Below are 9904 nucleotides of genomic sequence, written 5' to 3' on the forward strand. Positions count from 1 at the left end.
CCGAGGCGGCGCCGGCCGCCGCCCCGGAACCGCCGCAAGCGGCGCCGGCCGCACCGCCGCCAGTGCAGGCGCAGCAGCAGGGCGCGGCGAAGCCCACGATGATCGTGGACCAGCATGTCCGCGCCGGCACGCGGATCTGGGCGCAGGGCGCGGATCTGGTGGTGGTCGGCACGGTCAATCCGGGCGCCGAGGTCATCGCGGACGGCAACATCCACGTCTATGGCAGGCTTCTCGGCCGCGCCATCGCCGGCGGACAGTCGGCGACCGAGGCGCGGATCTTCGCGACCCATTTCGACCCCGAGCTCGTCTCGATCGCCGGCTACTACGCGGTGCGGGAAGGCCTCGGCGGTGCGCCGATCGGCAAGGCCGTCATGGCCCGGCTGATCGGCGAGCAGATGCGATTCGATCCGCTGGCCTGAACCGGCAGCGACAGGGGACAAGGCAGGGGGTTTGCATGGCGGAAGTCATCGTCGTCACATCGGGGAAGGGAGGGGTCGGCAAGACCACCAGCTCCGCCGCCTTCGCCACCGGCCTCGCGCAGCGGGGCAAGAAGGTGGTGGTGATCGATTTCGACGTCGGGCTGCGCAACCTCGACCTGATCATGGGCGTCGAGCGGCGCGTGGTGTTCGACATCGTCAACGTGATCCAGGGCGAGGCGCGGCTGAACCAGGCGCTGATCCGCGACAAGCGCGTGGACACGCTTTCCATCCTTCCGGCCAGCCAGACCCGCGACAAGGACGCGCTGACCAAGGAAGGCGTTGGCCAGATCATCGAGGAGCTGGCGAAGGACCACGACTACATCCTGTGCGACAGCCCCGCCGGGATCGAGAAGGGCGCGCTGCTGGCGCTCTATTTCGCCGACCAGGCGATCGTGGTGACCAACCCGGAAGTCTCCTCGGTGCGCGATTCCGACCGCATCCTGGGCGTGCTGCAGTCCAAGTCGAAGCGCGCGGAGGAAAAGCGCGAGCCGGTGAAGGAGCATCTGCTCGTCACCCGCTACGACCCCGCCCGCGTCGAGAAGGGCGAGATGCTGAAGCTCGACGATATCCGGGAGATCCTGGCGATCCCGCTGCTGGGCGTGGTGCCGGAGAGCGAGAGCGTGCTGCGTGCCTCCAACACCGGCACGCCGGTGGTGATGGACGCCGAGAGCATCGCCGGCCAGGCCTACAAGGACGCGGTGGCCCGCTTCCTGGGCGAGAAGGTGGAGCACCGCTTCCTGGAAGCGCAGAAGAAGGGGATCTTCTCGCGCCTGTTCGGGGGGAGGGCTGCCTGATGAGCTGGCTCGATTTCTTCCGTTCGCGAAAGCCGGAGCAGGCGACCGCGGACCAGGCGAAGGAGCGCCTGCAGATCGTCCTCGCGCATGAGCGCATCGGCCGCACGCGCGAGGATTTCCTGCCGAAGCTGCAGCAGGAGATCGTGATGGTCGTGGCGAAATACGTCGCGATCGACCCGGGCAAGGTGAACGTGTCGCTCGACCGCGGCGGCGACATGTCCACGCTGGCGATCGAGATCGACCTGCCCGGTCCGCAGGGCGCCGGGCTGCGGCGCGCGAGCTGAGGCGGCGGCAAGCGCCCTTCCCACCCGCACACGCAAAGCCCTCTCCCCCATGAGTGGGGGAGAGGGCTACCCGCGACGCTACAGGTTCGCGCCCTTCAGCGCCCCGATCACCGCGTCCGTCACCTGGTCCGTGGTCGCGCGGCCGCCGAGGTCGGGCGTCAGCACCTCGCCGCGCTCCGTCACCGCCTCCACCGCGCGCATCAGGCGGCGTGCCGCATCGCCCTCGCCCAGATGCTCCAGCATCATGGAGGCGGTCCAGAACGAGCCCAGCGGGTTCGCGATCCCCTTTCCGGTGATGTCGAAGGCCGAGCCGTGGATCGGCTCGAACATCGAGGGGCGCTTGCGGGTGGGATCGATGTTGCCCGTCGCGCCGATGCCGAGCGAGCCGGCCAGCGCCGAGGCGAGGTCGGAAAGGATGTCGGCATGCAGGTTGGTGGCGACGACGGTGTCGATCGTCTCCGGCTTCATCACCATGCGCGCGGTCATGGCGTCCACCAGCATCTTGTCCACGGTGAGCTCGGGGAACTGCGCGGTGACATCGGCGCAGACCTCGTCCCACATCACCAGGCCGTGGCGCTGGGCGTTGGACTTGGTGACGACCGTCAGCTTCTTCCGCGGCCGCGTCATCGCGAGTTCGCAGGCATAGCGGCAGATCCGCTCGACGCCGACGCGGGTGAAGACCGCGACATCCATGCCCACCTCGATCGGCAGGCCGCGATGCGCGCGGCCGCCGACGCCGGCATACTCGCCCTCGGAATTCTCGCGGACGATCACCCAGTCGATGCGCCGGCCGAGATCCTCGCGCAGCGGGCCGACCACGCCGGGCAGCAGGCGCGTCGGGCGGACATTCGCGTACTGGTCGAAGCCCTGGCAGATCGCCAGCCGCAGCTCCCACAGGGTGATGTGGTCGGGGATGTCGGGCGCGCCGACGGCGCCGAAGAAGATCGCGTCGAAATCCTTGAGGCGATCGAGCCCGTCCGCCGGCATCATGCGGCCGGTGGCGCGATACATCGCGCTGCCCCAGTCGAAGGTCTCGGTGGTGAAGGCGAAGCCGCCATCGGCCTCCGCCACCGCGTCCAGCACGCGGCAGCCGGCGGCGATCACCTCCGGCCCGATGCCGTCGCCGCCCATCGCCGCGATCCTGTGCCTGCGCATGGTCTGCCCTTCCTTCCTCCGGCGGCGGGTCTAACAACGCCGCGCTGTGGGGGCAACGCCGGGAGCGGGCGCGCCACCCCCACCCCGACCCTCCCCCGCAAGCGGGGGAGGGAGCGAAAAACTCAGATCTCCCACTGGAAGCCGTCGATCTTGATGTCCTGCCCGGTGATGAAGTTCGGCTGCTCGGCCGCCAGAAAGGCCACCACCCGCGCGACATCCGCGGGCTTGCCGACGCGGCCGAGCGCGATCTTCTTCGCCAGCTCCGGCCCGCGGCTCTTCGTCAGGCTGTTGCCGACCTCGGTCTCGATGATCCCCGGGCAGACGCAGTTGATCGCGATCTCCGGCCCCAGCTCCTTCGCCAGCGCCCGCGTCATGCCGATGATGCCGGCCTTCGCCGCGGCGTAGGAGAACTTGCTCACCGCGCTCGTCACGCCGCCGGTATGCGCGTTGAGCGAGGACATGGAGACGATGCGCCCGCCGCCGCCCTTCCTCATCAGCGGCACGAAGGCCTGGATGTAGTTGAAGCAGGACTTCAGGTTAATCGCGATGGTGCGGTCGAACTCCTCCTCCGTGCAGTCCAGGATGCCCTTCGGGTTGGCCTTGCCGGCGTTGTTCACCAGCACGTCGCAGCGGCCCCATTGCGCCTCCACCTCGGCGGCGATGCCCTTCGCCCTGGCATGGTCGGCGACATCGGCCTCGAAGGTCAGGCAGCGCACGCCCATTCCTTCCAGCTCGCCCCTGGTGCGCGCCATCTCCGGCGCCAGCAGGTCAACCAGCACGAGGTCGAAGCCGCGCTCCGCCAGCGCATGGGCGCAGCCCCGCCCGATTCCGCGCGCTCCGCCCGTCACCACCGCGACCTTGTTCATCCTGGCTTTCCCTTCCTTTGCGCCGCGGCGCATCCTCGGCCCGACCATCCCCGTTGCCAACCGGGCCGGGATGGGCACATTGGGGCGGGACGGTTGGCCCCCCAAACCATCGGGCAGGAGGACGCAGCGCCATGCGCACCCAGGTCGGCATCATCGGCGCCGGGCCGTCCGGCCTGCTCCTCTCGCACCTGCTGCACCTGGCCGGCATCGACAGCGTGGTGATCGAGGCGCGGTCGCGCGACTATGTCGAGCAGCGGGTGCGCGCCGGCCTGCTCGAGCAGGGCAGCGTCGAGACGCTGACGGAGGCCGGCGTCGGCGACCGGCTGCACCGCGAGGGGCTGGTGCATCACGGCATCGAGCTGCGCTTCGACGGCGTCGGCCACCGTATCCCGCTGACCGAGCTGACCGGCAAGGTGGTCACGATCTATGGCCAGCAGGAGGTGGTGAAGGACCTCATCGCCGCACGCATCGCCGCCGGCGCCCGGCGCGACCACGCGCCGATCCTGTTCGAGGCGGAGGATGTGGCGGTGCACGACGTCACCGGCACGACGCCGCGCATCACCTTCCGCCACGAGGGCCGCGAGCAGGCGGTGGAATGCGACTTCATCGGCGGCTGCGACGGCTTCCACGGCATCTGCCGCCCGGCGATCCCCGACCTCGCGATCTATGAGCGCGTCTATCCCTTCGCCTGGCTCGGCATCCTCTCCCATTCGCGGCCGGTCAGCGAGGAGCTGATCTATGCTCGCCACGCGGATGGCTTCGCGCTGGCGACGATGCGCTCCAACACGATCAGCCGGCTCTACCTGCAATGCGCACCCGACGAGGACCTCGCCCTCTGGCCCGATGCGCGCATCTGGGAGGAACTGCACCGGCGCCTCGGCTGCGGGGAGGAACTGGAAGAAGGAAAAATCTTCCAGAAGGGCGTGACGCCGATGCGCAGCTTCGTCTGCGAGACGATGCGCCATGGCCGGCTGTTCCTGGCCGGCGACGCCGCGCATATCGTGCCGCCCACCGGCGCCAAGGGGATGAATTTGGCGATCGCCGACATCCGCGTGCTCGCCCGCGGAATCGAGCGCTTCTACGCGGCGGGCGAGACCGATCTGCTGGACCGCTACGCGGAGATCTGCCTGCGCCGCATCTGGAAGGGCCAGCGCTTCTCCTGGTGGATGACCTCGATGCTGCACCGCTTCGACGGCGACGACCGCTTCGAGCATCGCGTGCAGGTGGCGGAGCTGGACTATGTCGCGACCAGCCGCGCGGCGATGACGACGCTGGCCGAGAACTATGTCGGCCTGCCCTTCGAGGTGTAGCGGAGCCGCCTATCCGCAGTTGTGGAAGCCGCCGCCGGGCAGCGGCGCCAGTTCCAGCACGCCGAGGATCGCGAAGCCGTCCCCACCCGGCGCGATCACCAGCGCCGAGCCTTCCGGGAAGGCGCGGCCGCCCACCGCATCGCCGCCGACCATGATGCCGGGCGTGCGGTGCCCGACCAGCACGCGGTTGGCCCCGGCTGGGACCGGCGCGGCGAACAGGCGGCGATGCTCGGCCAGCACCCAGGACAGCCGCGCGCCGGCATAGTCGTCCGCCAGGAGGCTGTCCGTCACCACCACATCGGCGGCGCCGAAGGCCAGCTCCGCCGTGTCGCGCGCGCGAAAGACCGGCCCGGCCAGCACGGGCTTCGCGACCGGGATGCCCAGTTCGCGCAGCCGCTCCCCGATGCGGCGCGACTGCGCCACGCCGGCGGGCGAGATGTTGCGCTGCCCGGCGCGGTCGCCGATCCGATAGCTGGAATCGCAGGGCTCGCCGCGCGTGTCGGCATGGCGGAAATAGAGCACCAGCCCGCCCTGGCGCAGCCGCGCCACCAGCGCCGCGCCCTCCGGCTGCTCGGGCGTGACGGGCACCAGGCGCGGCTGCGCCAGGGCAGGCGTGGCGAGAAGGGGCAGGGCGAGAAGCGTGCGGCGCAGCATGCGCAATGAGATCGTTGCGCCGCGCGACGGCTCAAGCCCCGAGGATCGCTTCCGCCACCTCCTGCACCTCCAGCGCCTCCCGCAGCGTGGCGAGGTCGGCCGGCTCGCCGCGGGTCAGCGCGGCCAGCTTGTCGAGCTGCCCCTTCAGCACCAGCGGGCGCATCCGCTCGTTCGGCAGCGCATCCGGCGCGGCGTGCCAGCCGACATCCACGGCCAGCTTCTCGGCAAACGACCAGTCGCGCAGCCGGATGGCGCCGCCCGCGCTCTCCAGCTTCCATTCATTGTGGTCGTCGGCCTCGGTGGTGCCGACGCCGCCGGTGATCTCCACCGGCACGCCGCCGGCCGAGAGGGTGGCGCGGATCGCCGTCTCGGCGCCGTCGCCGGGCGGGAAGGTGGCGTCGCGCGCCAGCAGCGTCAGCGGGCCGAGCTGGCGGCGCGTGAGGAACAGGAAATGCGACAGCACCTCCCGCGTGAAGCCGCCTTCGGCGCGCTTCGCCAGCCAGCTTGCCGCGCCCTGCTGCCAGCCGCGCGGCCAGGTGGCGAAGGCCAGGTGGATCGTCAGCGCCTTCGGTGCGCCGAGATCGCGGCGCCAGGCCGAAAGCTGCGCGACGGCGGGGGAGGAGGCCATCGGGAAGTTCACCGCCGCGCGCCGCCCTGCGGCCTCGGCCGCCGCCACGAAGCGCCGCGCCGCATCCAGGTCGGCGGCGAGCGGCTTCTCCAGGAACACCGCCTTGCCGGCGGCGAAGGCGGCCTCGGCATGGGCGATGTGGGAGGAAGGGGGTGAGGCGACATAGAGCGCGTCGCAGGCGGCGATGACCTCGGCGGCGGAGCCGAGCATCGGCAGTCCCGGCGCGACCTCGGCCAGCCGTGCGGCGGCGGCGGGGGAGGGGTCCCACACCGCGACCGGGCGCAGCACGGCGGGGTCGTGGTTCAGCGCGGCGCGCAGCAGCCGCACCCCCATGATCCCGAAGCCGACGATGCCGAGCGCGACCGCCATGACGTCCTCCCAGGTTCCGCCGCACCCCCCTACCGCAGCGGAGCGCCGCGCGCACCCCGCCAGGCCATCACGAGCAGCGACACGCCAGCCAGCAGCAAGCAGGCCAGCATGAAGGGCAGCGTCCAGCTTCCGGTGGCGCCGACGGCGAAGGCGAAGGCGCTCGGCGCCGAGAGATAGCCGAGGAAGCACAGCATGATCGCGCCGGAGGAGGCCTCCGCCACCCGGTCGGCCGGCACCACGCGGGCGACCTCCGCCAGGAAGATCCCGTTCCAGGACGCGGCGGTGAAGCCGCAGAGGAAGGCGAGGCCGAGCGCCGGCACCCAGGACAGCGACGGGCCGACGAGGACCCACAGCGCCGAGAGCCCCGCCGCCGCCAGGCCATGGATGCAGAGGCTGCGCGTCGCATCGCCCAGCCGGTCCGCCGCCCAGCCCAGGAACAGCCGGCCGACGACGCCGGCCAGCTGCATCGTGGCGTAGAGCGTGCCGGCCACGGTCAGCGCCATGCCATGCGCCTCGACCAGCCAGGTCACGGTGAAGCTGAACAGGCAGCCCTGCAGCGCGGCGAAGGCGAAGGCCTGCAGGCAGAGCGGCGGCAGCACGGGATGCATCCTGAGCGTCGCCAGCGGCGCGCCGAGCCGCCGGAGCGTGAAGGCCTGGCGCAGCGGGAAGGCCGGGTTGCGCTCGGCATCCAGCGTCCGGCGCATCGGCTGCAGCGCGACCGCGGCGGTCACCGCAGCCGCCACGCCACAGAACATCGCCGCCTGCCACCCCCAGGTCGCCGCCACCGGCGCAGCGACCAGCCCGGCAAGCGCGCCGCCCAGCGGGGCGCCGGCCTGCTTCACCGAGAAGATCAGCACGCGGTGTCGTGGCGGCGCGGTCGCCTGCAGGATGCGGCTGCCCGCGGGCCCGGTCGGGCCGTAGCCGATGCCCATCAGCATCGCCGCGAAGGGCAGCAGCCAGAGCTGGCCCATCGCCACCAGCGTCAGCGCGGCGGCGCCGGTCAGCACGCCCCATTGCAGCAGTCGCGCCGGGCCGAAGGCGGCGACCAGCGGCGTGCCGAACAGCAGGAACAGGATCGCGCCGAAGGTGTTGAGGGAGGAGAAGTTGCCGACCATCTCGGGCGGCACGCCGAGATCGGCGGTCATGCGCGGCGCGACGACCGGCACGAACTGGCTGGTGGCGCTGCCGACGGTCTGGATCAGGAGGGTGGCGAGAAGGGCCGGCAGCCAGGGCGCGCGCATCGGCTGCGCAGCCTGCGTCCGGCCGCGCCCCGCGTAAAGCCGGGGCGAGGCTTACAGCGAGATCCACCTTCATGGATCACGCTGTAGCCCAGTCTTTGAGCGGCTGATTCACCGCTCCGGCGATTCCGCCTTCGCGGATCAGGCGCTAGCGCCGGAACTTCAGGTCCAGGCCCTGGCGCTTCCAGCGCGCCTCGATCGCATCCATGTCCACCGTGCCGGAGGGCCTTGCCTTGCTTGGCTGGTCCTTCAGGCCGGGTGCGCGTTCGCGCAGCCACACCTCATAGAGACGGCGCAGCTCGTCGAGCGGCTGGCCGTGGTCGTCCACGCGGATCGAGAGGTCGGGGAAATCCTCGGTGGTGACCATGACCAGCGCGGCCGATTGGCGCCCGCGCTTGTCGCCGCCCGCGGCATCGCCGGCGTCGAGGGCGATCAGCAGCCGCTCGGCCAGCGGCAGCTCGGCATGCGTGACGTAGGCGGCGTAGGTGTCGGCCAGCACGGCCGGCCCCGCGAGCATGTTGCCGGCGAAGGAGACGCCGGCCGAGGTGATGTCGCCGCACCACTCCACGCAATTGGCGCCGGTGAAGGCGGCGGCGCGGCCGTGGCGGTCCACCGCGTGGATCTGCCGAAGGTTCTTCCCCTCGTCACCGACCAGGGCGCCCTCGATCGCCGCGGCGGGCGACAGGCCGCGCGCCATCGCATCCAGCACCGCCGGGCCGAGATAGCGGTTGGTCATGGACTGGGTGGACACCGCGCCGACGCCCGACCGGACGAAGGGGCAGGAGGCGCCGACCGCGAAGGCACAGGTGGCGACGGCCACCGCGAAGGCGCCGGTTGCGGGGTCATGCGCAACGATGGACCAGGTCATGGGGCCATCCGATTCCCGTCTCCACCCCACTACATCGGCTGCGGCGGTTGCGCGCAAGCGCCTGGCGCCGCATTTTGCGCCCAGATTGCAACCGGGAGGACACGAACCGATGACTTCGCTGCCGCGCCGCCGCGCCCTGATGCTGGCCTCCGCCCTCGCCGCGCCCGCGCTCTGGCCGGCCGGTTCCAGTGCGCAGGCGACCTGGCCCGACCGGCCGATCCGCCTGATCGTGCCCTTCGGCGCGGGCGGTGCGATCGACACCCTCTCGCGCACCGTCGCGCAGCGCTTCCCGGAAGTGACCGGCGGCCAGACCCTCGTGGTGGAGAACCGCGCCGGCGCGGGCGGGACGATCGCCGGCCTCGCCGTCTCGCGCGAGCGGCCGGATGGCAGCGTGCTGATGATGGCCGATGTCGGCGCCAACGCCATCGGCAAGGAGCTGAACCCGAACCTCGCCTATGATCCGGCGACGTCCTTCACGCCGATCATCCACCTGGTGAACCTGCCGGCGGTGCTGATGAAGCATCCCTCGGTGCCGGCGAACACGATGCAGGAGGTCATCGCGGCGGCGAAGGCGCGGCCCGACGGCTTCACCTATTCCTCCGCCGGCAACGGCAATGGCAGCCACCTGTTCATGGCGCTGTTCCTGAAGGAGGCCGGCATCAGCATGGTGCATGTGCCCTACCGGTCGGGGTCGGAGATGGTCACGGCGCTGATCCGCGGCGATGCGCAGTTCGGCTTCCCGACCGTCTCCTCCGGCATCGGGCAGATCCGCCAGGGCAATGCGAAGGCGCTCGGTATCGGCAACCCCGAGGGCACGCCGCTGCTGCCCGACGTGCCGCCGGTCTCCTCCGTCATTCCGGGATTCCGCGTCGCCGTGTGGCACGGCATCGTGGCCCCGGCGGGGATGGACCCGGCGCTGGTCGCGCGCATCAACGACGTGTTCGGCCGTATCGCCGCGATGGAGGCGGTGAAGCAGCGCATCTTCGAGACCCAGGCCGGCACGGTGGTCGGCGGCACGCCGCAGCAATTCGCCGAGCACATCCAGCGCGAGATCGCGCGCTGGACGCCGATCATCCGCGCCGGCGGCATCCGCTCCGAGTGATCCGGGCCGGGGGGGGGGGGGGGGGGCCGGGGGGGCCGGGGGGGGTCAACCCCGGGGGGGGCCCGCGCTACCCGCCGCCGGTGGCGACGATCCTGACGCCGGAGGCGCTGCGGCTGCGGCACGAGCCTGTCGCCGATTGCGCCCGCTATGACAGCCT

The 9904-nt window shown here is 71.4% G+C and carries 11 protein-coding genes; 5 read left to right on the plus strand and 6 right to left on the minus strand.

The genetic code is table 11. From position 1 onward, the window contains the following. The 3 genes from minC to minE form a co-directional block, all read left to right on the plus strand. A partial coding sequence (minC, locus tag AC1MIR_RS01900; protein WP_480026492.1) for a septum site-determining protein MinC occupies positions 1 to 419 on the plus strand: 419 nt, incomplete at its 5' end. A gap of 35 nt (positions 420 to 454) precedes the next feature. Next, complete coding sequence (minD, locus tag AC1MIR_RS01905) at positions 455 to 1273, plus strand: septum site-determining protein MinD (RefSeq protein WP_480026493.1); 819 nt, start codon at positions 455 to 457, stop codon at positions 1271 to 1273. Next, positions 1273 to 1557 (plus strand): cell division topological specificity factor MinE, encoded by a 285-nt coding sequence (gene minE / locus AC1MIR_RS01910; protein ID WP_137177783.1) that lies wholly within the window; start codon positions 1273 to 1275, stop codon positions 1555 to 1557. Before minD ends, minE begins: the two co-directional genes overlap by 1 nt. Positions 1558 to 1635: 78 nt before the next feature. Here the strand turns inward: minE and AC1MIR_RS01915 are convergent, their stop codons facing one another. Together AC1MIR_RS01915 and AC1MIR_RS01920 are read right to left on the minus strand one after the other, a co-directional pair. Continuing rightward, on the minus strand, positions 1636 to 2712 hold the full coding sequence (locus AC1MIR_RS01915) for a tartrate dehydrogenase (protein WP_480026494.1): 1077 nt from the start codon (positions 2710 to 2712) through the stop codon (positions 1636 to 1638). Between the two features lie 122 nt (positions 2713 to 2834). Then, on the minus strand, positions 2835 to 3578 hold the full coding sequence (locus AC1MIR_RS01920; protein ID WP_480026495.1) for an SDR family NAD(P)-dependent oxidoreductase: 744 nt from the start codon (positions 3576 to 3578) through the stop codon (positions 2835 to 2837). A gap of 131 nt (positions 3579 to 3709) precedes the next feature. Here AC1MIR_RS01920 and pobA point away from each other — a divergent pair, with 131 nt between their 5' ends. Then, on the plus strand, positions 3710 to 4888 hold the full coding sequence (gene pobA / locus AC1MIR_RS01925) for a 4-hydroxybenzoate 3-monooxygenase (RefSeq protein WP_480026496.1): 1179 nt from the start codon (positions 3710 to 3712) through the stop codon (positions 4886 to 4888). A 9-nt stretch (positions 4889 to 4897) separates the two neighbouring features. Here the strand turns inward: pobA and AC1MIR_RS01930 are convergent, their stop codons facing one another. The 4 genes from AC1MIR_RS01930 to AC1MIR_RS01945 all read right to left on the minus strand — a co-directional run bounded on the left by AC1MIR_RS01930 (position 4898) and on the right by AC1MIR_RS01945 (position 8645). Then, complete coding sequence (locus tag AC1MIR_RS01930; protein ID WP_480026497.1) at positions 4898 to 5542, minus strand: histidine phosphatase family protein; 645 nt, start codon at positions 5540 to 5542, stop codon at positions 4898 to 4900. A gap of 31 nt (positions 5543 to 5573) precedes the next feature. Beyond that, positions 5574 to 6539, minus strand: a complete 966-nt coding sequence (locus AC1MIR_RS01935; protein WP_480026498.1) for a Gfo/Idh/MocA family protein — start codon at positions 6537 to 6539, stop codon at positions 5574 to 5576. Between the two features lie 29 nt (positions 6540 to 6568). Next, a complete protein-coding gene (locus tag AC1MIR_RS01940; RefSeq protein ID WP_480026499.1) occupies positions 6569 to 7780 on the minus strand; it encodes an MFS transporter in 1212 nt (403 codons plus the stop codon). A 145-nt stretch (positions 7781 to 7925) separates the two neighbouring features. Further along, entirely contained in the window at positions 7926 to 8645 is a 720-nt protein-coding gene (locus AC1MIR_RS01945) for a DUF1028 domain-containing protein (RefSeq protein ID WP_480026500.1), read from the minus strand. Positions 8646 to 8754: 109 nt separating this feature from the next. Between AC1MIR_RS01945 and AC1MIR_RS01950 the strand changes: the two genes are divergently transcribed. Further along, positions 8755 to 9747, plus strand: a complete 993-nt coding sequence (locus AC1MIR_RS01950) for a Bug family tripartite tricarboxylate transporter substrate binding protein (RefSeq protein WP_480026501.1) — start codon at positions 8755 to 8757, stop codon at positions 9745 to 9747. Positions 9748 to 9904 lie beyond the last annotated feature (157 nt).

The sequence above is a fragment of the Falsiroseomonas sp. RANM36 genome, assembly GCF_056682175.1.